Source organism: Curtobacterium sp. MCPF17_046 (assembly GCF_003224295.1).
GTDB lineage: Bacteria > Actinomycetota > Actinomycetes > Actinomycetales > Microbacteriaceae > Curtobacterium.
Genome location: NZ_QKLB01000009.1, coordinates 111,695 through 134,283 on the forward strand (window position 1 = coordinate 111,695; position 22,589 = coordinate 134,283).

General features: G+C 67.3%; 32 protein-coding genes. 13 read left to right on the top strand and 19 right to left on the bottom strand.

Annotated features, from left to right (window positions below; translation table 11 throughout):
* Positions 1 to 66: 66 nt before the first annotated feature.
* The 4 genes from DEJ32_RS09985 to DEJ32_RS10000 form a co-directional block, all read right to left on the bottom strand.
* Positions 67 to 732, bottom strand: a complete 666-nt coding sequence (locus DEJ32_RS09985; RefSeq protein ID WP_110901155.1) for a response regulator transcription factor — start codon at positions 730 to 732, stop codon at positions 67 to 69.
* The gene (locus DEJ32_RS09990) at positions 729 to 2,111 is read right to left on the bottom strand and encodes a sensor histidine kinase (protein ID WP_110901156.1); all 1,383 of its coding nucleotides are present in this window, start codon (positions 2,109 to 2,111) and stop codon (positions 729 to 731) included. Before DEJ32_RS09990 ends, DEJ32_RS09985 begins: the two co-directional genes overlap by 4 nt.
* Positions 2,098 to 3,072, bottom strand: coding sequence for a CPBP family intramembrane glutamic endopeptidase (locus tag DEJ32_RS09995; RefSeq protein WP_110901157.1), 975 nt, complete (start codon positions 3,070 to 3,072; stop codon positions 2,098 to 2,100). Before DEJ32_RS09995 ends, DEJ32_RS09990 begins: the two co-directional genes overlap by 14 nt.
* Before the next feature lie 95 nt (positions 3,073 to 3,167).
* Positions 3,168 to 3,656 (bottom strand): SRPBCC family protein, encoded by a 489-nt coding sequence (locus DEJ32_RS10000; protein ID WP_110901158.1) that lies wholly within the window; start codon positions 3,654 to 3,656, stop codon positions 3,168 to 3,170.
* A 172-nt stretch (positions 3,657 to 3,828) separates the two neighbouring features.
* Here DEJ32_RS10000 and DEJ32_RS10005 point away from each other — a divergent pair, with 172 nt between their 5' ends.
* Positions 3,829 to 4,242 carry a hypothetical protein gene (locus tag DEJ32_RS10005; protein WP_110901159.1) on the top strand — a complete coding sequence of 138 codons (414 nt, stop codon included), beginning with the start codon at positions 3,829 to 3,831 and terminating at the stop codon, positions 4,240 to 4,242.
* A 91-nt stretch (positions 4,243 to 4,333) separates the two neighbouring features.
* Here the strand turns inward: DEJ32_RS10005 and DEJ32_RS16010 are convergent, their stop codons facing one another.
* From DEJ32_RS16010 to DEJ32_RS10020, 3 genes are all read right to left on the bottom strand, one after another.
* The gene (locus DEJ32_RS16010) at positions 4,334 to 4,867 is read right to left on the bottom strand and encodes a hypothetical protein (protein ID WP_146234126.1); all 534 of its coding nucleotides are present in this window, start codon (positions 4,865 to 4,867) and stop codon (positions 4,334 to 4,336) included.
* Between the two features lie 110 nt (positions 4,868 to 4,977).
* Positions 4,978 to 5,415, bottom strand: a complete 438-nt coding sequence (locus DEJ32_RS10015; RefSeq protein ID WP_110901161.1) for a GNAT family N-acetyltransferase — start codon at positions 5,413 to 5,415, stop codon at positions 4,978 to 4,980.
* Between the two features lie 71 nt (positions 5,416 to 5,486).
* Positions 5,487 to 5,999, bottom strand: a complete 513-nt coding sequence (locus DEJ32_RS10020; protein ID WP_110901162.1) for an ATP-binding protein — start codon at positions 5,997 to 5,999, stop codon at positions 5,487 to 5,489.
* 86 nt (positions 6,000 to 6,085) lie between these two features.
* Here DEJ32_RS10020 and DEJ32_RS10025 point away from each other — a divergent pair, with 86 nt between their 5' ends.
* Complete coding sequence (locus DEJ32_RS10025) at positions 6,086 to 6,343, top strand: hypothetical protein (protein ID WP_146234127.1); 258 nt, start codon at positions 6,086 to 6,088, stop codon at positions 6,341 to 6,343.
* Positions 6,344 to 6,384: 41 nt separating this feature from the next.
* A complete protein-coding gene (locus tag DEJ32_RS10030) occupies positions 6,385 to 6,849 on the top strand; it encodes a GNAT family N-acetyltransferase (RefSeq protein WP_220033010.1) in 465 nt (154 codons plus the stop codon).
* Positions 6,850 to 6,882: 33 nt separating this feature from the next.
* Here DEJ32_RS10030 and DEJ32_RS10035 read toward each other — a convergent pair whose 3' ends face one another.
* On the bottom strand, positions 6,883 to 7,503 hold the full coding sequence (locus DEJ32_RS10035; protein WP_220033011.1) for a hypothetical protein: 621 nt from the start codon (positions 7,501 to 7,503) through the stop codon (positions 6,883 to 6,885).
* Positions 7,504 to 7,829: 326 nt separating this feature from the next.
* On the opposite strand from DEJ32_RS10035, the gene DEJ32_RS10040 reads away from it, so the two are divergent.
* The 3 genes from DEJ32_RS10040 (at position 7,830) to DEJ32_RS10045 (ending at position 8,933) form a co-directional block, all read left to right on the top strand.
* On the top strand, positions 7,830 to 8,228 hold the full coding sequence (locus tag DEJ32_RS10040) for a hypothetical protein (RefSeq protein ID WP_220033012.1): 399 nt from the start codon (positions 7,830 to 7,832) through the stop codon (positions 8,226 to 8,228).
* 108 nt (positions 8,229 to 8,336) lie between these two features.
* A complete protein-coding gene (locus DEJ32_RS16260; RefSeq protein ID WP_181420643.1) occupies positions 8,337 to 8,501 on the top strand; it encodes a hypothetical protein in 165 nt (54 codons plus the stop codon).
* Positions 8,502 to 8,615: 114 nt separating this feature from the next.
* Positions 8,616 to 8,933: a hypothetical protein gene (locus DEJ32_RS10045; protein WP_146234128.1), complete on the top strand. Its 318-nt coding sequence runs from the start codon at positions 8,616 to 8,618 to the stop codon at positions 8,931 to 8,933.
* A gap of 139 nt (positions 8,934 to 9,072) precedes the next feature.
* Here the strand turns inward: DEJ32_RS10045 and DEJ32_RS10050 are convergent, their stop codons facing one another.
* The 4 genes from DEJ32_RS10050 to DEJ32_RS10065 all read right to left on the bottom strand — a co-directional run bounded on the left by DEJ32_RS10050 (position 9,073) and on the right by DEJ32_RS10065 (position 11,707).
* Positions 9,073 to 9,267, bottom strand: a complete 195-nt coding sequence (locus tag DEJ32_RS10050) for a hypothetical protein (protein WP_110901166.1) — start codon at positions 9,265 to 9,267, stop codon at positions 9,073 to 9,075.
* A 1,118-nt stretch (positions 9,268 to 10,385) separates the two neighbouring features.
* Positions 10,386 to 10,568 (bottom strand): hypothetical protein, encoded by a 183-nt coding sequence (locus DEJ32_RS16015; protein WP_146234129.1) that lies wholly within the window; start codon positions 10,566 to 10,568, stop codon positions 10,386 to 10,388.
* A gap of 127 nt (positions 10,569 to 10,695) precedes the next feature.
* Positions 10,696 to 11,100 (bottom strand): hypothetical protein, encoded by a 405-nt coding sequence (locus DEJ32_RS10060; protein WP_110901168.1) that lies wholly within the window; start codon positions 11,098 to 11,100, stop codon positions 10,696 to 10,698.
* Between the two features lie 94 nt (positions 11,101 to 11,194).
* A complete protein-coding gene (locus DEJ32_RS10065) occupies positions 11,195 to 11,707 on the bottom strand; it encodes a GNAT family N-acetyltransferase (RefSeq protein ID WP_110901169.1) in 513 nt (170 codons plus the stop codon).
* Positions 11,708 to 11,804: 97 nt separating this feature from the next.
* On the opposite strand from DEJ32_RS10065, the gene DEJ32_RS10070 reads away from it, so the two are divergent.
* Positions 11,805 to 12,212 carry a VOC family protein gene (locus tag DEJ32_RS10070; RefSeq protein WP_258368987.1) on the top strand — a complete coding sequence of 136 codons (408 nt, stop codon included), beginning with the start codon at positions 11,805 to 11,807 and terminating at the stop codon, positions 12,210 to 12,212.
* Between the two features lie 20 nt (positions 12,213 to 12,232).
* Here DEJ32_RS10070 and DEJ32_RS10075 read toward each other — a convergent pair whose 3' ends face one another.
* Both DEJ32_RS10075 and DEJ32_RS10080 read right to left on the bottom strand, forming a co-directional pair.
* Positions 12,233 to 13,612 carry an MFS transporter gene (locus DEJ32_RS10075; RefSeq protein WP_110901171.1) on the bottom strand — a complete coding sequence of 460 codons (1,380 nt, stop codon included), beginning with the start codon at positions 13,610 to 13,612 and terminating at the stop codon, positions 12,233 to 12,235.
* Positions 13,609 to 14,211, bottom strand: coding sequence for a helix-turn-helix domain-containing protein (locus tag DEJ32_RS10080; protein ID WP_110901172.1), 603 nt, complete (start codon positions 14,209 to 14,211; stop codon positions 13,609 to 13,611). Before DEJ32_RS10080 ends, DEJ32_RS10075 begins: the two co-directional genes overlap by 4 nt.
* Before the next feature lie 288 nt (positions 14,212 to 14,499).
* Here DEJ32_RS10080 and DEJ32_RS10085 point away from each other — a divergent pair, with 288 nt between their 5' ends.
* The gene (locus DEJ32_RS10085) at positions 14,500 to 14,700 is read left to right on the top strand and encodes a hypothetical protein (RefSeq protein WP_110901173.1); all 201 of its coding nucleotides are present in this window, start codon (positions 14,500 to 14,502) and stop codon (positions 14,698 to 14,700) included.
* A gap of 537 nt (positions 14,701 to 15,237) precedes the next feature.
* On the opposite strand, the gene DEJ32_RS10090 is transcribed toward DEJ32_RS10085, so the two are convergent.
* Positions 15,238 to 16,080: an SDR family oxidoreductase gene (locus DEJ32_RS10090; RefSeq protein WP_110901174.1), complete on the bottom strand. Its 843-nt coding sequence runs from the start codon at positions 16,078 to 16,080 to the stop codon at positions 15,238 to 15,240.
* 123 nt (positions 16,081 to 16,203) lie between these two features.
* Here DEJ32_RS10090 and DEJ32_RS10095 point away from each other — a divergent pair, with 123 nt between their 5' ends.
* The 4 genes from DEJ32_RS10095 (at position 16,204) to DEJ32_RS10105 (ending at position 19,124) form a co-directional block, all read left to right on the top strand.
* Entirely contained in the window at positions 16,204 to 17,103 is a 900-nt protein-coding gene (locus DEJ32_RS10095) for a helix-turn-helix domain-containing protein (protein WP_110901175.1), read from the top strand.
* Between the two features lie 34 nt (positions 17,104 to 17,137).
* Positions 17,138 to 18,124, top strand: coding sequence for an aldo/keto reductase (locus DEJ32_RS10100; RefSeq protein ID WP_110901176.1), 987 nt, complete (start codon positions 17,138 to 17,140; stop codon positions 18,122 to 18,124).
* Between the two features lie 161 nt (positions 18,125 to 18,285).
* Entirely contained in the window at positions 18,286 to 18,411 is a 126-nt protein-coding gene (locus DEJ32_RS16505; protein WP_258368315.1) for a hypothetical protein, read from the top strand.
* Positions 18,412 to 18,554: 143 nt separating this feature from the next.
* Positions 18,555 to 19,124, top strand: coding sequence for a GNAT family N-acetyltransferase (locus DEJ32_RS10105; RefSeq protein ID WP_110901177.1), 570 nt, complete (start codon positions 18,555 to 18,557; stop codon positions 19,122 to 19,124).
* A 34-nt stretch (positions 19,125 to 19,158) separates the two neighbouring features.
* Here the strand turns inward: DEJ32_RS10105 and DEJ32_RS10110 are convergent, their stop codons facing one another.
* From DEJ32_RS10110 to DEJ32_RS10115, 3 genes are all read right to left on the bottom strand, one after another.
* Entirely contained in the window at positions 19,159 to 20,115 is a 957-nt protein-coding gene (locus DEJ32_RS10110; protein WP_146234130.1) for a hypothetical protein, read from the bottom strand.
* Between the two features lie 151 nt (positions 20,116 to 20,266).
* Positions 20,267 to 20,518: a hypothetical protein gene (locus DEJ32_RS16020; RefSeq protein WP_146234131.1), complete on the bottom strand. Its 252-nt coding sequence runs from the start codon at positions 20,516 to 20,518 to the stop codon at positions 20,267 to 20,269.
* Between the two features lie 550 nt (positions 20,519 to 21,068).
* Positions 21,069 to 21,308, bottom strand: coding sequence for a hypothetical protein (locus tag DEJ32_RS10115; RefSeq protein ID WP_146234132.1), 240 nt, complete (start codon positions 21,306 to 21,308; stop codon positions 21,069 to 21,071).
* Between the two features lie 88 nt (positions 21,309 to 21,396).
* Between DEJ32_RS10115 and DEJ32_RS10120 the strand changes: the two genes are divergently transcribed.
* Complete coding sequence (locus DEJ32_RS10120) at positions 21,397 to 21,804, top strand: SRPBCC domain-containing protein (RefSeq protein WP_110901180.1); 408 nt, start codon at positions 21,397 to 21,399, stop codon at positions 21,802 to 21,804.
* 19 nt (positions 21,805 to 21,823) lie between these two features.
* Here the strand turns inward: DEJ32_RS10120 and DEJ32_RS16390 are convergent.
* The coding region (locus DEJ32_RS16390) for a hypothetical protein (protein ID WP_220033013.1) at positions 21,824 to 22,589 on the bottom strand (766 nt) is incomplete at its 5' end.

Genomic DNA, 22,589 nt, shown 5'->3' on the forward strand with positions numbered 1-22,589 from the left:
TGCACCCGCGGAGTGACAGCGGAGCACCAGGCAGCCCCGCCGCGGCGCCCGACGGCGCTCCGTGTCCTACTCGGGCACCGTGACGATGCGGTTCTGGTACGCCCAGACCACGGCCTGCAGCCGCGACCGGACCCCGAGCTTGGGCAGCATGCGCGCCAGGTGGGACTTGACGGTGGAGACCTCGACGACGAGCTCCGCGGCGATCTCCTCGTTCGACATCCCCTGCGCCAGGAGCAGCAGCACGTCCCGCTCCCGGGCGGTCAGCACCCCGTCGACCCGGTCGCCCGTCACCGGCTGCAGGCTCCGGCGCGAGGTGAACTCACGGAGCACACGCCGGGTCAGGGCCTGGTCGAGGGTGCCGTTGCCTGCGGCGACCTGACGGACGGCGCCGATGATCGTGTCCGGTTCGGCGTCCTTGAGCAGGAAGCCGGAGGCCCCGGCCTCGAGGGCACCGAACACCAGGTCGTCCATGTCGAAGGTCGTGAGCATGAGGGCGGGCACCGCGGGGTCGGCGTCCGGCCGGCAGAGTTCACGGGCGACCTCGATGCCGTTCCGGACCGGCATCCGGATGTCGAGGACCGCGACGTCGGGCCGCGTGCTGCGGGCGAGCGCGAGTGCTTCGCCGCCGTCGGCGGCGACCCCGACGACCTCGATGTCCGACTCGGCGTCGAGGAGCGCCGAGACGCCGGCCCGGACGAGCGGCTGGTCGTCGGCGACGAGCACGCGGATCACCGCGCCACCTCCGGGTCGGCGGCCGTCGTGTCGGACTCGGGCCGGGCCTCCCGGCCGAGCGTCAGTGCGACCAGCCACCCGCCGTCGTCCGTCGGACCGACCTGGAGGCCCGCCCCCACCAGTTCCGCCCGCTCGCGCATGCCGCGGAGTCCGTTGCCACCGGCGGGCGTGCTGCCCTGCGCCGGCACGGCGGCCGGCCCGTTCTCGATGCGCACGAGGAGGTGGTCGCTGGCGCGGTCGTCGATCGTGACGGTGCACGGCGCTCCCGGAGCGTGCAGGGCGGCGTTGGCGAGGGCCTCCTGGACGGTGCGGTACGCGGCGAGCTGCGCGAGCGGGCCGACCCCGTCGCCGAGCGGACGGCCACCACCCGCGCGGTCGGCGGCCAGGACGTCCAGCCGGACGTCGCTGCGGAACCGGGCCCGTTCGACCAGGTCGACGACCCCGGCGACGGTCTCGACGGCCCGTTCGGCGGGGCTGTCGTCGCGGAGCAGGCCGACCAGGCGGCGGAGGTCCTCGAGGACGGCGGTGCTCTGCTCCCGGACCTGGCGGACGCCCTCGTGGGCACGCTCGGGGTCGGAGTCGATCTGGCGGTCGATGACGGCGGACATGAGGGCGATCCCGGAGAGGTGGTGGGCGGCGATGTCGTGGAGCTCCCGGGCCATGGCGGCACGCTCGCGGGAGACGGCTGCGTCGATCAGGGCGTCCTGCTCCCGGTCGACCGCGGTGGCCTCGGCGGTGCGGGCGACGCGGACCTCGCGGCGGGACAGCACCACCAGGGTGACGAGCAGCGGCAGGCCGACGGCGCCGACCGCCTGCAGGACGCCCTGGCCGATCGAGGTCGTCAGGCCTTGGGTGAAGTCGGCACGGAAGCCGCCCGCGAGCACGGCCCAGATCGCCGCTCCCGCGACGACGACCAGGACGGCCGCTGCGGTGAGTGCGGGCCACAGCCGTGCGAGCGGGACGCGGAGTGCGGCGAGGACGACGGCCACCGCGACGGCGAACGGCGTGAGCCCGAAGAGTTCGAACGCCTGCGGGGCGAGGACGGCGACGAGCACCGGGATCCCCGCCACGACGACGAGCGTGGCGCGCGGTGCCCGGCGGGCGGCGAGCAGGGCGGCCGCCTGGGCGAGGAGCCCGAGGGTCAGGACCGTCCACGGCGCACTGCCGACGGCCGGGTAGCTGACGGTCTCGCCGATCGTGTCCGGGTCGGCGGCGTCGAGCGGCGGCAGGGCGAGCAGCAGACCGAGGGCGACCACGGCGGTGCCGAGCGCGACGAGCACGTCGGTGCGGCGCTCGCGGGCGGTGGCGGGACGCCGGGCGGGCGCAGCGCCCCCGGCCTCGGCCTGGGGGCGCTGCGCGAGCGGCTCAGCGGGTGCCATGCTGCGATCCTACGAGGGGCTTCGCCGCCGGGATCGGGGCGTCGATCGGCAGCGCCCGACGGGCCGGGTCGTACCCGAGGTGCCCGCGGGTGGCGATGAGCAGCACCACGGCGGTGATCGTCGACAGGATCGTCAGGCCGATCATCAGCGTGCCGGCGGTCATGCTCGGGTACATCGTGGGGAAGAACGTCGAGATCGTGTTGTTCACGCCGACGTGGAGCAGCAGTGCGAGCGGCAGGCTCTCGCCCGTCTTGTTGAAGACCTGCACCATCAGGACGTTGAACGTGATCGTGAACAGGGCGAACACGACGGGCTCGCTCCAGTGCGCGTTCGGCCACCCGCCCCAGTCGCTGAGGTACAGCGGCATGTGCCACAGCGCCCACACCGGGCCGAGGATCGCGGCGGCACCGAGGCCACCGAAGCGGTGCTGCAGGCGGGGCAGGGCGAAGTCGCGCCAGCCCGGCTCCTCGCTCAGACCGGTGGAGAACAGCTGGATGACCAGGCCCGGCACCACGGCGGCGAACACGAGGGCGGTCGGTGCGTGCACGTCCCCGCCGGCGAACGGCAGCGCCGACACGATGATCAGGGCCGGCACGACGACGAGCGCCAGGGCGTACCAGTACCAGGCGACCCGCCAGCGGAACAGGCGTCCGACCCAGCGGCGGAGGCCCGGGCGACCGTCGGCGACCGCGGTCACGATGAACGCGCCGCCCAGCGGGCCGAGCAGTGCGCCGGGCAGCACCCCGGTGAACTGCGCGCTGCCGAGGACCTCGGCGAAGTGGATGTCCCAGACGCCCATGCCGTGCGGCGACAGGATGTAAGGGACCCACGCGAGCCAGCTCAGCCCGAGTGCGAGGGTGAAGAACGACCCGAGCGGGTGCCGCGCGATGACGCCGCGGATCCCGTGCCGGTCCTGCGGAGCGGTGCCGGTCTGCGACCGGGCTTCGATGGTGTTCGTCATGACATCGACGCTAGGAACTGCGCCGCGCCGGGACGACCGGCGGAGGGAGGCACGTGCGGGACTTGCATCGAAAGGATGCAGCCCCGCCGCGCCCGTCAGCGGCCCCGGTCCGGAGCCGCGGCGGCCAGCACCACCGGGTCCTCGCAGCCCCGCGCGAAGCCCGCGATCCGCCGGTCGATGTCGCGCTGCAGCACGAGCACGCCGATGCGCTCCGCGAGCGGGGCCAGCCACTTCGGCTTGCACGTGAAGTTGTAGCGCCAGACCGCCAGGGTGCGCCCCGGCTGCCCCTCCGCGGCGCTGAACCGCCATCCGCCGCCCATGCGCTCGAAGAACCACGAGCCCTTCGTCATCTTCATGCCGACGTTCGAGGGCGGGTTGTACGAGACGTACTCGCTCTCCATCGCCAGGCCGAACCGCTGCACCGTGTACGTCCGCACCCCCTTGCCGGGGACGGTCGCGCCGATGAGGTGCTGCCGCCGGATGAACGGGTCCCACCGCTTCCGGACCTCGCCCTGCGTCTGCGAGACGGCGAAGGCGACGTCCACGTCGACCGGGACGACACAGCGGGACTCGACGACGGGCATGCGCCCATGCTGGCACGCGGCGGGACCGCCGGACGGGAGGCCCGGGGCGGGCCCGCACCGCGCCTCCCGTCCGGTGGCGGCACGTCTGCGCGCCGCGATCTACCCTGTCGGCATGGTGGCATCTCGGGAGGAGTCGGCGATGAGTTGTCCACGCCGAGTTGCGCTCCCTGCTGTGGTCGTCCTCGCCGGCGCGGTCTTCGCCGTCGGGATGTTCAGTCTCGGGACGATCAGGTACAGCTCCGTGGACTGGGAATCGGTGGCTGTCGCCTCACAGGTCGCGATCCCGTTGGGAGTCGTGGTGGCCGCTACCGTCGCGCGGGTCGGAGTGATCGTGAGGAACCGCGCGGAAGACGAACTCGTGGCGCATCCGGTCCGCCGTGCATCGGTCGTTGTGGGCGTGCTGGCGTTCGTCGCTGCCGCTGTCGGCGGTCTGCTCTTGACGATGGGCGGTTGGCAACTCGTCCTGCCGGCGGCAGCCGTCTGCGCTTCCCTGGCCGCGGGTTGCGCAGGTCTGGTTCTCCGACGACCAAGAGCAGACAACCGGGACGACGAGTCCGATCACCACGGGGCAGCAGACGCCCGGTAGCCGATCCTTTAGCGGCGGAACGTGACGACGGCCCTGGGTATGGGCACTCCTCCTTCCCGGTAGCCGGTCCTCTGCCGGACGCCTCGCGGCTTCATTGAATACGAGACCAGCCGTCATCGGCTCGCAGGCTACGGATGGCATACACGAGCGTGAACGGCCCGAGGATCAGCAGCGGCAACCATGACCCGATGCTGGCGGTATTGATCACAAGGTTGACCAGCGCGAGCAGGAGCATGAGAGCACCAGTGATAGCTGAGAACCAGGCAATGGGTTTCGGCCACGGTGAGAGCTGCCCGACGTTGACCGCCGCCGCGGCGATTCCGGTCTCACCGTCGCCGGTGTCGCTCGCATGGCCGACCGCGTCGTGCAACGCGCGGATGTCGCGGGCACCTTCGCCCCAGTCGAACAGCGTCGTCGGCACGGTTGGACGTGATCGAGCAGTAACGCTTGTCCCGCCGGTCGTCGGTGTGAGGTCAATGGTGATGACCTCACCCCAGGAGTACAGGTTCCCGCGTACGCCAAGTTCGACGCGGGCATCCGCGGACGACGTCATCCTTGCGCGCTGCGTCAACGTGGCAACTCGCACGAACAGACCATGCGCCTCTTTCAGGGGCTTCGCGACCATTCAACTGGCCGTCGAGCGCGCCGCTCGCGTCCTCACTTCAAGCATGTGCTCAGTCAACCGATCGAGCGTGCCCGCGTCCCATTCGCGGATCCCTCAGCGGGACGTCGGCATCACGCGTGTCGAAGCAGGTGGTGAGTCTCTGTGTCCTCAAAGCGGACGAAGCCGAGCCGCTCGTACAAGCGGCGGGCCGATGTGTTCATCTTGTGCACCTGCAGCAACGTCCCGCGGTGCGCCTTCGCAGCCTCTTCCAGAACCCATCTGAGACCGGCCGATCCGATGCCCTCGTTCTGATACTCAGAGCGCACCTCGATGAGTTCGAGCCAAAGGTCGTTTCCGCGGGCGCCGAGATACAAGCCTCCGACTGGTTTCGCATCCTGCTCGATGACGTGCACGTCGTGGTCACCGACCAACGGCGCGAAGAAGTGCCCCTGTTGCTCTGGGTCCCAAGGGCCGTAGGCGGCTTCGACCAGTTCTTTGTGCGCGTCCTCGTGCAGTTGGAAGAGCCAATCGTGATCGGCTTCGGTGGCTGGTCGAACGGTGATCCCCATCAGACGAGATTAGCGAAGCCTTCAGCCGGGGCTGTGAGCCCGAACGGGTTGTCGTCTCGATCGCCGATCCCTCAGCGGGCGTGGAGTCCGAGGTAGTGAAGGGCCTGGCGGACGGTCTCTTCGAGAGGGAGGGTGCTGTCGATGACGAGCCGATCGTCCGTGCGGGGCTCGTACCCGTCGGCGGTGCGCTGCACCTCGTCCCACGTCGGCAACGTGAACTCTGGCAGGTCGTTCGCACGCTGTTCCACGCGGCGACGGTGTTCGTCGACGTCCGGACACTCGACCTCGATCACGCGCAGCGGTACGCCCGCGGCTTCCGCTGTCGACGTCCATCCAGCCCGAGCAGGTTCAACGCCACTCACCGCGTCGGCGATGACCACCTGTCCGCGCCGCAGATTTGGTACCGCGATGGCATGCATGATCGAGTAAGCGGCGATTCCGGACTGCTCGCGCGGGATCTGGTACTTCCACATTGCGCCTTCGATCGCATCAACGCGAAGCGTCAGCGAGGGCGTCAATTCCGCGATTGCAGCAGACAGCGTCGACTTCCCTGCACCGGGAAGACCACAAACCTGAACCAGCATCGACAACTCCTTCGTTGGCCGTAGCTCCTTGTCTATCGGTTCTGGCAGGCACGGGTCCGTAACGGGAGAGCCGTATGCTCCGCGGCATGCGGCACGAATTCGACTCCCTCGGCCTCCCCCGACCAGAAGGTGCAGGCCGCTTCAAGGTGCGAGCTGCGCTCGTCGGTGGAGCGGGCCTGTTCTTCGTGCTGCTCGGCACCAGTCTGTTCGCGGGCACCGCGGCGACTGATCAACCGATACCGGTGTGGATCGTCATCGTCTTGATCGCGGTCGGCGTCGGCTGCTGGGTCGTGGAAGGGCTTTTCAGAGCGCGAAGCACGAAGGGCGACGACTCGTCTCGATAGCCGATCGGCCACCGGACGCCGAGTGCTGGAACGATGAGCGCGTGACGTTCCACACCGTGACCGAGCATGACGTCGACCCCCTTCGTGCTTTCCTACGCGCTGCCGACCTCACCCTTGCCGGTCTTGACGAGCCGACCGTTCACCTCTGGATCGAACAGGACGAAGCCGGGACAGTGATCGGCAGCACCGGCTTCGAGCTGAGCCGGGACGGCACCCACGCGTTGATCCGGAGCGTCGCCGTCGCGCCGCACCGTCGCGCGACCGGTGCCGGCTCGCGCCTCGCCTTGTTCGCACTCGAACAAGCGGCACAGGCTGGGGCGGCCTGCGCTTGGCTGTTCTCGCGACGGTCGGGGCCGTTCTGGCAGAAGCTCGGCTTCACCAACGCCGACCGAGAACGCCTGGCAGCCGTGCTACCCGAGACACAACAGGTACGCCTGTTCGTTGGAACCGGTCAGCTTGGCACCGAAGTCGCATGGTCACGCACCCTCACCGACCTGTCTCGGTAGCCGATCCTTGACCGGACGGTCGCTCGTCGAGAGTCACCCGGGGAGCCATTCTCGGAAGCCCGGGCCGACGACCTCGGTGTCGCGACCAGGCAAGAGGGCGCCTGCGCGGAACGCCCGCCCCATCCGGCCCGGGATCGGCAGGAGCACCGGGATCGCGCCGGGTTCTGGCAGCGCTTTCGTCATGTTCCACAACGTCGTGGTGTTAGGTCCCGCGACCTCAACCTCTCGCGCGGAGCGTTCGCCGACGACGACGGCGGCGATCACCGCTGCCACCGCATCAAGTGCGACTGGAGCGATCGTCATCCCCGGGACCAGGGCGATGGGTCCGAAGCGCATCCGCTCGAGGTTCTGCCGGGCGAACTCGAACCACTGTGTGGAGCGCACGATCGTAAGGCGCGGGCTGACGGAACGCGCGACTGCCTCTTGCGCGGTCTTACCGGCGAAGTAGCCGTACCCCTGCACCTCGGGACGCATGCAGTTGATGATCGAGAGCAGCACGTGGTGCGCTCCGACCGCGTCGGCTGCCCGGGCGATCGCACGGGTGGAGCCCGTGAAGAACTGCGTCGCCGCCTTTCGGCTCGTCGTGAACTGTCCCGTCGCCTCGACGATCACGTCCGCGCCGTCAAACGCAGCGATTGCATCGTCGCGCAACACGTCGAAACCCGTCGACCGTGACAGCTCCGTGACCGAACATCCTCGCGCTTCCACCGCCCGGCTGATCGCAGCACCGGAGATCCCGCCGCCAACAACTACTACTCGCATGAGCCCACCCATCCTCTACGTCCGTAGAGAACACTACGATAGTAGAGGCCGAAGGGACAGACATGGATCGGCGAGAACTGCTCGCAGACGCGGGGATCAGGCTCACAGCGCGCGGAGGTGTCCGCGCCCTCACCCATCGCGCAGTCGACGCCGAGGCCGGACTGGCCGCGGGGTCGACGTCGTACTACGCCCGCACGCGCCGTGAGCTGACAGCGCTCGTGGTCGCCCGTGTCACAGCGCAACTCTCCGCCGAGCTCGGCGCCCTGCAGATCCCCGACGACCTCGACGACGCTACTGTCGTGCACATCGCGGCCGCGTTCCTCGAACAACTCGCAGCACGAGCAGAAGCGCAGGCGGCTCGACTCGCGCTGCTTCTCGAGCTCCGAGACGACGAGGAGCTCCGCGCTCCGCTTACCGGGGCCGACCCGGTGCGCGCCCGGTTGAACGAAGCAGCTCGATCGCTTCTTGGCGCGCTCCGAGTGGCTGCCCCGGAGCACGCGGCGGTCAACCTCGTCGGCCTCATCGACGCGATGTTGCTCTACCACACGGCCGCGGTCGCACCGCTTGATGCAGTCGCCGTCCTGACCGCCTACATCGCAGGAATCCCACGACGATGATCGCGAACACGGCACCCAGTGGGCGCGTTGTGTAACGCGTCATCCAGCACCCCCGAGAACGCCGCTGTCGCTGCGACCCCACCCACACCTGAACGGAGCACCCAGACCATGCACCGCACCACCCCCGCCCACGCCCTCGCTCGACAAGACCCCCTCCAGTGGCGCCGCCACGGGCTCACCCCACCGCACGAACTCGACGCGATCATCGCCGCCCGTCTCCGAGCCTTACCCGCGGAGCCGCGCAACGCCGACTTCTTCGCGGAACGCAACTGACGCGGATCGAAAGTGCCCGCGTGGTCTCGATAGTCGATTGGCTACCGGACAACGGCTCAGGCAGAGCCGCTCAGCCACGGCCTCGACCCGCGGACTTCAGAAAGGATGAGGATCGTGCAGGCGAATATCGCGACCGTGACGATCGACGGGCAGCCCCAAGATCGCGATGCTGATCTTGACCATCAGAAGCAGTTCGAGGTGGAAACTGACTCAGGGATCCGTTACATCGTCACCTGCGAAGGTCCGCCGGAGGGACTGCCCTCAGACTGGGAAGTTACGCGCCGAGACGACGGCCGCGTTCTTGGCCATGTAGGGCGTATCGATACGGGGTGGCCCGGTTCCTACAGCTATCGCTTCAAGAAAGCGGGTGCGTTCTTCGCCGGCGGCACACAGATGGACCTGTGGAACGCAGTGCAGTCTCTGATGGAGTAGACGAATTCCGCGTGTACAGTCCGCTCCCGTAGGCAAATCCAAACCGTCTAGATAGACGATTGACTACTGGGACGGTCAGCGGTCGTGCTGCACGCCGACACCGCACTGGTCCCGAAGAGGCGGTGCTTCGGACGATGCGCTACCTGCGCCTGCTGCCGACTCCTTGCACAACGAAGAGCAGACCGATCAGCACGAGGACGACCGCGATCACGATCTGCTGGGCCGGTCGCGAACCCGATTCGGAGGGCCATAGACCGTAGAACACGCCGAACGCTGCGAAGATCACCCCGAGGACGATGACGGTGACGGGTCGCTCGGCGTTGAAGAAATTCACCCGGTGCTCCTTGTAGGGACTGTGGCGGGTGAAGTGAGATCAGCTTCCACCCTGCCTGCTTGATCGCTCCCGCGCAGGGACGCCACGGAGCAGGAACGCTAAGTATCGATGGTGTCCGATAGCCGATCGTTCAGCGGACGGATCGGGAGGCGGTCTACTCGCAGTCGTCGACCGACGAGGCGTTCACAGCACGCAGCCGATGACGCCTTGCGTGCCCTAAGGCATCACCGAGCACTCCCAGAGCCACGGAATCCGCGAATCCCGTAGACGATCGCCGCCATCCCGGTGATGGCAGAGAACACTGCCAACACCACCGCTGGCAGGCCTGAGCGCCCAGTCGGCTCAAGGGGCGCATTGGTGAGCATGAAGCCGACCGCAACTCCCAACAGAATGACGCCGAAAACCACCATGAAGATCGCACCCGAGCGTCGCAAGCTACTTCTCCTTCAATTGCGTCGTTGCCTGCACGGTCATCGCGTGTATCTAGTCCTGAGCTCCGTTTTCAGAAGTTCGACGAGCGAGTTCCGCTCGGACAGAACCGTGTAGCGCGAAGCCGACCGCCCCCACGAGGAGGAGTATCAGGCCCATCCCCGCCACAACGAAGCCGACGGGGACCAAGCCCGCCTCCCCGAGAAGTGTGCCGAAGAGTGCGAAAAGGAGCCCAGCCGTTACAGCTCCCGCACCGCCCGCGAGGCCGATGACACGGGGAGGAAGCGTTGGTCTCATGCTCGTAGCAAAGCAGATCAGACAACCTCTCGTTGAAGGATCCGTTACCGAGACGGGTTCGGAGCGTCTGACCGGAGTCGACGGTGTGCCGGTCAGCTGTCCAACGCATTAGCCCAAAGCAGCAGTAGAACTCCTGCGGTGGCGGCCACCCCGACTCGGACCAGAACCAAGGAGCCCTTGTACCGCGGTCTGCTCTAGCTCGGCCGACCCCATCACGGCGGACCGCCATCACGACGGCACGACCGATGAGCCCGAACCCCACCAGTGCGAGGGCCACGATCCCTGACCACGTCCACCACGAGAACTCTGTCCGACGAGGATGCCGGATCCGATCGGCTACATCGGCGCGGCCCCGCGGGCAGTCGTCGTCTCGGTAGCCGATCGCTTTGCGATCAAGGACGGAGCCGAGAACGTCGATAGCCGACCGCGGCGCTCGCGAGGATGACGACGGCGCAGGCGAGCGTGACCCAAGCGAACACGTTGACCGAGCCGGTCGTGAAGAGAACGACTGCGGCTGCGCCGAACACGAGTCCAAGCAGCAGGAACACGAGCCATACGGCGTTCGGTCGAGTCATGAGACGAAGATACCGGCGCCCGACGACGGGCTTCGAGTTACGGCCTGCGTCCGAAAGACGATCGTTTACCGGCCGCTGACTCCGGCTCGACTCGGACGCCTGGACGGAAAGTGAGACTCAGGGGCCTCTACGGCGTGTAGCCGCCGTCAGCGGGGGTGAGGAGGACCCCACCGTTGACCTGCAGCGCCACGGCAAGGCCGACACCAGACGTGACGAGGACCGCAACAGCTGCCATCGTCCAGCTGGTGCCTCGCGCGTCTCGTTCGCGCGGCGCGATGGATCGCAGGATGACGAGTCCGAGCAGGTGTGCGAGCACAAGCGGTACGACGCCGAACATCACGAAGAAACCGTCGGTCGAGGTGTCGCCCGGGGGTGCTTTGGCTGACTCCGACACCTGCTCAGTGGAAGCGAGAGTGAGCCAGATCCAGGCCCCGCACATGATCGGCGCACCCAGAACAGTGAGCGACCAGAACGCGACTACTTTGGCCTTGCGTTGCCGGCCGCTGAGCCGTTTCCCCACCGCGTCGTCCATCCCCTGATGCTAGGTCTCCGACCGGTTGCGGGTTCAGTCCTCGTCAGGTCAGGCGGGAGCGGTAAGGGCAAGAACTCCACCGACAGCGCAGTCCCTACGGACGCGGCTTCGAAAGCCACGCACTCATCTGCACCCGTCGCCCGTATCGGTCGAGGCCGTGCTCGGCCTCGACCACGAGCAGTGACTGATGAAACGGCGTGGCTGGCTCTTCCTCCACGAAGCCGGCCGTTGCGTAGAACGGGGCGTTCCACGGCACGTCCGCGTACGTGCGGAGAGAGATGCGCCTGTACCCACGTTCCCGAGCATGGTCCTTCGCAGCTTCGACGAGCGCTCGACCCAGACCCTGCCGCGACTGCAGCGGGTCTACCGACAGCTGTTCCAAGTGAGAGATGTCACCCGTCTCCAGGACGTGGACGAAGCCGGCGACATCCCCGTCAACGTCGATGATCAGCAGGAAGCCAGGCACAGAAAGTCGCGTGGTCCCGGTGGGAGCTGCGGACCATACCTCGGGGTGGAGGTGATCGATCAGCAGCTGGTCCGCGTCGTTCTCGATCCGCTCGATCGCGTGCGAGTCCCTTTCCTGGGCGAAGCGGATGCACCTTGACATGCCGTAAGCGTAGGAGCCGCGAACGGCGTCTCGGGAGCCGATGGTGACCCGGACGGTAGACAGGGGTGTGCCTTCCTCCGACGACGTGCCACACCTCTTGCAGACCGTCATCGACACGCCTGCGCCGCGCGAGCTCGCCGAGTTCTACCGGTCACTCCTGGGCCTTCACTACCGAGACGGCGACGCACCCGACTCCGACGAGACGGGACAACCCGAGTGGTTGGTGCTGACCGCCGAAGACGGCACCCGCCGCCTGGCGTTCCAGCTCGTCCCTGACCTGCCCCGGCCACAGTGGCCCACCGGCTCACCTCCGCAGATGCTCCACCTCGACCTGACCGTCGACGCGACAGCCACGCTCGAACAGCAGCGGGCTCGCGCCGTACGCCTAGGAGCAACAGTCCTGACGGACAGATCCGACGACGTCGACGAACCCCTCATCGTCTTCGCTGACCCCTCGGGACACCCCTTTTGCATCTTCGTCGCACCGCACACACCGTCCCAGTAGCCGGTCGGTCGCCGGACAGGTCAGGGACGATCGTTTCCGACGTGGTGCGCTGACTTGTTCCTCTCCATCAACCGCCACGACCCGCCCGTCAGCGGTGTGAGAGTCGTCACGACATAAGCCGCCGCGACGATGCCGAATGCGAAAGCGAGTCCGATCGTGTCGGCGGCGAGCCCGCCGAGCAGGGCGCCGAACGGGACGCCAGCCCACGCTCCCGCATTGATGAGGCCGAAGACGCGGCCGCGCATGTGCTCGGGCACCCGCTCGAGTTCGACTGTCGCGAGGGTCGGGTTGAGCGATCCCGCCGCGAGCCCTGCCAGCGCGGTCGCTGCGACGAGCACGGGCAACGGCGCCCCGAGCGCGAACGCCAGGCTGGACGGCCCACCGGCGAGTGTGAAGCACACCGCGAACGTCACCCGCCGCCGCAACCGGTGGGCGACGAAAGCGAAGGCGACGTTGCCGAGGAGGGCGCAACCACCCATCGTCGCGACGAGCAGCCCCAGCACTGCCGCGCCTCCGAGACGGTCGTTGGCGTAGAGGGGAAGCAGGGTCGATCCGCGAGCGGCATCGAGGAGGTTCGTGATGAGGACCAGCCCGACCACCAGCCGCATCAGCGGGTCCCGCACGACGAAACGGGCTCCCTCGGCGAGGTCGGCCCAGAAGGACCCGCGCCGCGCACCCCCGATCCCCGTGTCTGCCTCTGCTGCCTTCACATCTCGAGGGACGAGCGCCGATGTCAGGACCGCAGACACCGCGAAGGTCGCAGCGTTGACGAACAGCGACCCGATCGGGCCGACGGCCGCCACGAGGAGGCCCGCCAGGGAAGCGCCGACCAGCTTCGCGAAGCGCTCGGATCCGTCGAGGAGGCCGACACTGCGCTCGATGCGCACACCCGCCCGCTCGGTCAGGCCCGGCAGCATCACGCGGCGAGCGGTCTGGCCCGGCGTGTCGAGGAGGCCGCCCACGAAGACCAGCGCCGACAACGCCCAGAACGGCAGACCGACCGTCAGCGCCAACACCGGCATCGCGACGACGGAGGCACCGCTCACGACGTCCGCCACGATCGCAGCGCGACGGTGGCCGACCCGGTCGACGACGACCCCGCCGAGCGGGCCGCCGATGATCACCGGCGCCGTCGCGAACGCCGCGGCGACGCCGATCTCGACACCCGAGCCGCCGAGCGCGAGCACGTAGAAGGGGACCGCGAAGGCCGTGACCACGTTGCCGGTCTGCGAGATCGCGTGAGCGGCGACGACGGCCCAGAGGGCTGTGCGGGCCGCGCGACTCGACGTACCGGCTTCGCCGTCGCCACCCTCGTCGGATGCGTCGCTCTTCGCGGCGTCGACGCGCGCATGGCGTTCGTCGGGAACGGGCGTCCCGGTGGGCGGGGAGTTCTCACTCACGCGCCCGCACCACCCGGGTGCCGGTAGGCGTGGTAGGCGAGGACGATCGTCTCGGCCCCGTCTTCCACGTCTGGGCTGTGCGCGGCGCCGACATCCACCCAGCGGTCGACGACGGACTCGAGTTCGGCGCGCAGGGCGGCAAGCTCCGTCACGGTGAGGCGGATCGCGCGGTCGCCGCCAGCCGCTGCCGTGACCCACTCCCGCGGCAGGGCCGGTCTGGCGTCGACGTACTGGAGGTAGCGCGCCGCGTTCGCCTGGACGATCGACTTCTCGAGGGCGGCCGATGCGCTGAGGCGAGCTGGGTCGTCGAGCAGGTCGGCCGGCTCCCACGAAGTGAGAGGTGCTGCGGCCTGCCACCAGCGCTCGCGCCGGTCGGCGCTTTGCGGCTCGGCCGCCTGGATGAGGTCACTCGCGGCGAGCTTGGACAGGTGGTAGCTGACCGTGCCCGGGGCCTCGTCGACGACGTCGCCGAGCTGCGCCGCAGTCTGCGGACCTCGCTCGCGCAGCAATCCGAGAAGGCGCAGGCGCGTCGGATGGGCCAGCACCCGCATCGAAGCAGCGTCGGTGAGGGTCGAACGGGGTGTGTCGCGAGAGGCCATGCGAGCAACGTAGTTGCTCAATCGTTCTTGCGCAATGACCCTTGTCTACTTGTGCGAGGCGCGAATGACGCCTCGGACCGGACGTGCGGGTGGAGCGAAGGCTCTCGAAGGTGCTGTCGATGACTCAGCAGGCAGAACCGGCCACGACTGGCCGGTCCAGGCACGGTATCGACCGTCTCAGTAGCCGGTGGGCTACCGAACGCCGCCTCGGTCGCTCGTGGTCGTTCCGGTAGGGGATCCATGACCGGGACGGGCGTGAGTCGGACCGCAGAGTTGTAGGTTCAGTGCATGCAAAACGACTCCGACCCGAGCCGCCGCACACCTGTCTGGCTTTGGTTCTTGTTCGCGGTCGGGCTTGCCGTCTTTGGCACGGGATCTTTCCTCGCCCGAGTCGACGGTCACCTGTATGGGATCCGCGTCGTGGCCGTTGGGTTGGCGATCGTCGTGACCTTCGTTGCGCTCCCGGCCCGCTACACCGGCAAGCGGTAGTAGGGACGCCAAACAGCCGAGCCCAGCAGTCTCAGTAGCCGATCGGCCAACGGGCCGTTCCATGGGCTTGACTGGGTGGCCATGAGTCCGCGAAGGAATCGACTACCGCTGATGAGCTGGGGGCGCTTCTCGTTCTTGGCCGCGACAGCGGTCGTCGTGGGTGTTGTGCTGCTAGCGGGTGCTGTTGTTGCAGCGCAGGGACGTCTTATCGGCGGTGATGATGGAGTTGGATGCCTGACGGACCCTGCTGTTGTGGGTGCTGAGTTCGAGGAGGAGGTCGGGATCAGTGTCACCCCGTCGTACTGGCCGCTTGGCACCGACTGCACGACCGTCGGACCGTCGGGCCGTAGCGCAGTCGTCGCCGAGAGTGACTGGGCGATGACAGCTGTTGCTCTCACGGGCATGGGTCTGGGAGCGGGACCAGTGCTCCTCCTGCCGTTTACGAGTCTCGGAAGACGTCGCATCGTTCGATCGGGTGACCGTTAGCCGATCGGCTACCGGACGGCCGTGGGGACGTCCGGTAGCCGGTCGAGGGAGTCAGTCGTCGTGAGCGAGTGAAGAGGACAGCTCCTCATGTGCGGCGACCTGCTGAAGAAGCAGGTTGGCTTTGTCGACACCGGTCTGCACGGCATCGGAGCCCGCAACCCATCGCAGCGGCGGCTCATCGGAATCGACCAACGACACCAGGCCAGCAGCGAGCTTGGTGGGATCGCCCCCCTGTCTGCCGTTCATGCTCTTCCACGCCTCGATCGTCGTCGCGGTGCGCTCGGCGTAGTCGTCGATGGACAACTCTGGCCAGATGGTGGAAGCCCCTTCGACGAGCAGCTCGGTACGGAAGAAGCCAGGCTCGACAATCATGGTCGAGACACCGTACGGCGCGAGGTCGTACCGGATGGACTCCATCCACCCTTCGAGGGCGAACTTCGACGCGCAGTACGCCGCGACGAACTCCTGACCGACGAGGCCGGCAGTTGAGCTGATCGTGACGACCTGACCGCTGCGCTGACGACGCATGACGGGTAGGAGCGCACGGGTGACGTTGAGCGGGCCGAAGAAGTTCGTTTCCATCTGCTGCCGCATCTGCTCAGGACTGATCTCCTCGAAGAACCCTGCGTAGAACAAGCCAGCGTTGTTCACCAGCACGTCGATCCGCCCGAAGCGAGAGACCGCGGCGTCCGCGGCGGCCCGCGCCGCGTCTTCGTCGGTGATGTCGAGCGACACTGCCAGCAGATCATCCCGCTCGCCGAACACCTCGGTGACCTTTGCGGCGTCACGCGCGGTGGCAACGACGCGGTGGCCGGCGGCGAGGGCAGCTCGGGTTAGGTCAATGCCCATCCCGCGCGCTGCGCCGGTGATGAACCAAACGGTGGAGTCAGTCATGGGTGTGCCTTTCGATCGGGAACACCGCAAGTGAACGACGCCGTCACGGCCGGAAACAGACTCCGGCTACACGGTCACTGACAGGGACCCCCTGCCGGCGATCCGCTGACGTACCGTCGAGGCGTGAACACTCAGGCGGAGATTCGCGATTTCCTCACATCGCGGCGGGCCAGGCTCCTGCCGGAGCAGATTGGCCTGCCGGACTTCGGCGGACGCCGCCGAGTTGCTGGGCTGCGCCGTGAGGAAGTGGCCCTCGTCGCCGGGATCAGCACCGAGTACTACACACGCCTCGAACGGGGCAACGCGACCGGCGTCTCTGACAGCGTCCTCGACGGTGTCGCTCGTGCTCTGCTCCTCGACGACGTCGAAGCGGCCCACCTGGCCGACCTCGTTCGAGCCGCCAACGCGCCGACCCACCTTCGGCCGCGGCGCTCTGCGCAGCGATCACAACCGGGCAGCGTGAGTGCGGGCGTGCAGCAGATTGTGGACGGCATGACGGGCATGCCGGTGATCGTGCAGAACACCACGCTCGACGTGGTCGCGTCGAACGCGCTGGGGCGTGCGTTCTACCTCGACCTGTTCGGTACTCCGAGCCGGTCGGTGAACTTCGGCCGGTACATCTTCCTCGACCCTCGCTCGCGCGACTTCTACCGCGACTGGGACAGCGTCGCTGAGCAGAGCGTCGCGGTGCTCCGCACTGAGGCGGCCCGTGCCCCGGCGGATCGTGCACTCGCTGCCCTTGTCGGGGAGCTGTCACTGGCAAGCGAGGCGTTCCGCACGCTCTGGGCCAGTCACACGGTGCGGGAGCACCGGGCGGGGGAGAAGCTCGTGCACCACCCGATCGTCGGAGACCTCGACCTGACGTTCGAGTCACTGGGCGTCAGCTCTCGAAACGGGCTCGCCCTGATTACCTACATCGCAGTTCCGGGATCGCCCTCCGACGACAGCCTGCAACTCCTTGCGCACTGGGCTGCGACGAAGGACGCCGCGAGCGTGAAGGAACCCCGAACGACCGAACCATGAGTCGCCTCGTCGTGCCCATCGAAAGGACCCACCCGTGAAGTACACCCGCCTCGGTAACTCCGGACTGAAGGTCAGCCGCATCGCGCTCGGCTGCATGAGCTTCGGCGACCCCGCCAGCGGCCATCTGCAGTGGTCCCTCCCGAAGGACGATGCGCTGCCCTACTTCCGGCAGGCGCTCGACCTCGGCATCACCTTCTGGGACACCGCCAACGTCTACTCCTACGGCGACTCCGAGCGCATCGTCGGTGAAGCGCTCCGCCAGTTCACCAACCGCGACGAGATCGTCCTGGCAACCAAGGCGCACTTCTCCGACAAGCCCGGCACCGGGCCTGGCCTGCACGTCGCCGGCCTGTCTCGCAAGGCGATCATGCAGCAGATCGACGCATCCCTGACCCGTCTCGGCACCGACTACGTCGACCTGTACCAAATCCACCGCTTCGACCCGGAGACCCCGATCGAGGAGACGATGGAAGCCCTCCACGACGTCGTCAAGGCCGGCAAGGCCCGCTACATCGGCGCGTCCGCGATGTGGACGTGGCAGTTCGCCAACATGCAGCACGCCGCGGACCTGCACGGATGGACCCGGTTCGTGTCCATGCAGGACCAGTACTCGCTGCTGTACCGCGAAGAAGAGCGCGAGATGTTCGGCCTGCTCGCCGACCAGGGCGTCGGCAGCATGCCCTACAGCCCCCTCGCCAAGGGCCGCGTCGCCCGCCCCGCCGGTGAGCAGACCAAGCGCTCCTCCGACGACCCGGTTGGCAACAGCTTCTTCGCCGACACCGAACGTGACCGTCCCGTCATCGACGCCGTGCAGCACATCGCCGAAGCACGGAACGTCCCGATGGCGCAGATCGCGATGGCATGGGTCCTCAACAACCCAGTCGTGAGCGCACCCATCATCGGCGCCACAAAGCCACACCACCTCGACGACGCTGCCGCAGCCGTCGACATCGACCTCACCGCAGACGAGGTCACCGCACTCGAGGAGCACTACCAGGTGCGCCCCGCTGGCGGCTTCTGAGCGCCAACGGAGTCCTGCGCGAACCATCGACGCCGCCGCCAACCACTACATGTGGTGGTTAGCGGTGTTTCGCGGCACAACATGCCCCATTCTGCGCGACCATGGCGGCGTCGAAGAGGGTGGACCGTCCGCTCGCTCGCGGCAGGAAGGAGCGCGGAGTCATGGCCAAGTCCGGCAAGAGCAGCGGCGGTTCGTCGCGAAGCTCGGTCACTGGCAAGTTCGTGACGTCGAAGTACGCGAAGTCGCACCCCAGCACCACGCAGACCTCGCACAAGAAGAGCAAGTAGCAAGCGCCGCGAAGCGGTGACTCACTGGCGGGAATCCGGGAACCGGGTTCCCGCCAGTGCTTTGCGCAGTCGTTGTCGGACGGCAGGTGCGGTGTCTCGATAGCCGATCGGTCACCGAGCCTGACTCTTGGGAGGATGACGGGGTGCGCACCTTTCCTTGGCCCGCTCGGAGCGGGGCTCTCCTCCTCCGCGACCCTCAGCCCGAGGACGCAGACCAGCTCGTCGCTCTACGGAACAACCCTGTCGTCAACCGGTTCATGCTTCGCACCCACGTCGACCCGGACGCCTACGCCCAAGAGTGGGCGAGCATCCCCGACAGCGACACCGACTTTTCGTGCATCGCCGAGCTGGACGGCCGGCTCGCCGGCTTAGGCTTCCTCGACGTCACCGACGGCCTGGGACAACCTGGCATGCCCCGGGCGACGCAAGGCGTCATCGGCTACATGCTGCAACCCGACCTCGCCGGACAAGGGCTGGGAACGGACCTGGCACGCGGCCTCCTGACCGCAGCGTTCGACGTGCTCCGACTCCGGCGCGTCACAGCGAGCTGCAACGCCGACAACATCGCCTCAGCCCGCGTCCTCGAAAAGAACGGCATGCGACGCGAGCAGCACGGCATCGAGGACTCCTGGCACGCCGACCTGGGCTGGGTTGATGGCTACCAGTACGCCATGCTCGATCGCGAGTGGGTTGCCGCTCGGACCGTCCGATAGCCGATCCCTTACCGGTCGTTGCGCCTCGCCAGAGTCAGAGAAGGGCGCCGGGCTGGTTGGCCACGACTCTGGGTGCGATGTGGAGGTCGTTCATCGAGCCGGCGGGCACCGGTAGGCGGAACGTGTTGACCTCTCTGCGTTCTCCGGTGTCGATGTGGAACGCATGGAAGGTGATCTCGCGTTGCTGCCTCGTGTAGAGCAAGACGTGATCGTCGTCGAGCCAACCAACGCATGGGGCTTCGGCCCGTTGGTAGTCGTCAGAGTCGATCGGGATGGGCGTCGTATCTCGCCGATCGAGGTCGAAGACCTCCACGCGGTACTCCAACGACCGGCCGATGGACATGGTCCGTCCGAGGAGCTTCCGACCGTTCGGGCTCCACACTCCGGACCCCTCGGTGACAAACCCGTACCGCTGCTCGATGAGTCCGGCGGTCCGGTCGAACACTTGGATCGCACCGACCGGATGACCCCACCAGTCGCAGTTGATCACGAGTCGGTGTCCGTCGGGTGAGAACTGCAACGCGTCCCCGTTTAGGCTGCTGCTGCCCAGTGTGAATCGCGTCGGAAGTTCAAGCCACGCGTCCTCCAGCGTGGGCAACGGAAGCTGTGACCACATCTGGTCCCCGGCGTCGTTGCGGAGCTGGTAGACGGATTGGGTTGGGTGGTGGTTCACCCAGTCGGCCCATTTGACGCGGCACTCGTCGGCGGGGTTGCCGTAGAAGATCCGCGTGTTGCTCGGCCACGCTGGTTCCTCGGACTCGACCCCAGATAGGAGGTTTAACGAAAATCGTCGATCTGGGAGGCTCGGGGATCCGCTGTAGCCGTACCGGAGCGTCCTGCCGTCAACCGAGAGCTGAAAGCTGTCAGGGTTCCGCTCTCGGAACATTGATGTGACCTTGATGAGGCCTCGTCCGGGTTCCCACACCCACACCGCTTCCGGGCCGCTGACGAAGAACGACACGGCCTCACGAGCAACCTTCGGCTGCGGCATCTCACTCCTGACGCTCACGGACGGTAACCAGACTGCCCTGGCTGAGCTTGGCAGCAAGCAGGTTCCCTATCCGACGACCACACCTATACGTGTCTCAATAGCCGATCCCTCCGCGGACGCCGAGGCGACTAATCGAGGCCGACGTCAAGCACTAGCGGTCGTTTTGGCTGAGTCGTCTCCAGCGAATGACGCCTTGAACGACCAGAACAAGGCCCGACAGGAGGACGATGCCTGCAAGCAGGCCCGGCGGCAGAGGACGGCGGCTCAGAGGCTCGCCCAGATGCCCCCAGCTGCCGATGATGATCGCCACACCGAAGGCGGCGAATACCACCCCGCCGATAACGGTGTTGCGTGCTGCTCGGCGGGCGCTACGACGCACTTGCTCATCGGACAGGTTCGACACCGTTCCACAGTATCTGCGCTCAAGCGGTGGCCATCGGTTTGATCGCACCGGAAGCCGATAGGCGACCGGACGCCGCCCGTCGGCGGCAGACTGGTCCTCGTGAACGCTCGCGCTTTAGGAATTTGTGGCCTGGTCGCGGCGGCTGCCTTCTCGCTGACGAGCTGTAGCCAACGGGGTGCGGATGACGGGTACCTGGTTCTCGCTGCAGGTGAGGCGACCCTGTCTGCTTGTACGACCGCAGCACCGGTCCTGGTTGAGACACTGAACACCGAGCAACTCCCGAATTGTGCCCCAATCGGGCGAACCCTCGTCTTCCCGGACGGCGGGCAGATTCAACTGCCTGAGCAACAGGGCGGCGGGTCGTCGAACCCAGGATCCGGATACCTGTACAGCTACCAGAGTGTGGGCAACTGGGGACTAGTCGCGGCCCGCGCGAAGACAGATTGCTCGGCCGTGCAGGAGTGGGGTAGCCCGGAAGCTCTTCGACGCGTGCACGAAGCGTTTGGAAGCGAATGGGCATGTCACTGACCCCCGTCCGGACAAGGATCGGCTACCGGGCAGACGCTTGCACGACCCCCACGATCAGGCAGATCACAGCGACGCAGTAGATGACGACGACGGGAACGAGCGTGAACCGCGTCCACCACTGCTCGGTCTTGACCAGCATCCGCACGCCAAGTTGCGCCCAACGCCTGTAGGCGTACCGACCGAGGGTTTTGCGCAGCAGGAGTTCCACCGTCGCGAAAATCGCCAGCGATATGCCCAGGCCCACCCAGCTACTCGTCGGCATCTCGACCCCTCACTCATCCGACGGTAGAGCACGCTCGGCCGTCTCGTTGAGCGATCCGTCAGTGAAACGGTGGGGCTAGGTTCGCTGCATGTCCGATGACAGCCTGTCGCTCACAGTGACGACAGAAGCCTCCGTCGCAGCGGTCTGGTTCGCACTCACCGACGGTCGCGACAGCTGGTGGCCGGAACTCTCACTGAGGTCGGAAGTCGGCGCCGCTGTGCGCGAGACGTGGACCGAGGACGGGCAGGAGCGGTACGCCGACGGTCACGTAACGGAAGCAGTCCCACCGAACACGCTCGGCTTCGTGTGGCAGCAGGCAGCTTGGCCTGCGTCGCTGCGCGTTCGGTTCGACATCGAGCAGGCCGGTAGAGGCAGTCTCGTAACCCTGAGTGAGACTGGCTTCGCGCAGCTACCTGACGGATCGGTCGTCCGATCAGCACACGAGGACGGCTGGGCGTTCCACCTCACGAACCTGCTGGCCGCCGCGTCTCGGTAGCCGATCGGCTAACGCGCGCCTAGTGCGTCGCCGTCTCCGAGGCTGTGCGGATCGACGCCAAGAGAGACTTCTCGAATTGAGACGGCACTGCGTCGGGAGCAGCCAGCCCTCCGCGCCGAGCGGCCGAGATCACAACCTCCACCCGACCGTCTTCGGCGGGTTGAAACCCGAGAGTGATGACCTCGGCACGGGGGATCAGGACGCCCGACCGTTGTGTGACGACCGCAGTGCTGTCATCGATGTCGGTGATCGAGGACCGTGGGATGCCTGCCACTGCCGACCGGATGAGGGCGGGCACGTGCTCCAGTGCCGCATCGACACGCACAGTGCCACGAGATTTATCTGCCACGTCTGACAGCCAAGCACGGTGTCCCGCAAGCCGGTCGTCCACCGGTACAGGGCTGGCGGCGACAACCACGACAACTTTCCCGTGTCCTGCTTGACCTGGGGATTCCCGTATGACTGCCCCGCGAAAATGCCCGGTGAAGGGGCGCTGAACGCAACACCGTCCACGTACCCGAGCAAGGGTGCGGCACTCCGCGTCGGGTGACGCCAGCGCGGGGTCCAGATCGCTGCACGCGTTGCGCTCGAACACGCCCTGCCCGAACGCCGTGTCCACCCCGCACACGGCCTCGGGCTGCTCGGCGTGACGGCGCTCCTGCTGCTCGCCGCGGGGACCGCGGTCCTCGTCCGTCGACGGCTGGGCACGCTGCCCCGCATCACGCCAACGGAGCAGTAGCACCGAACCGACGGGAGGCTCTCCACCCTGTCTCTTATACACATCT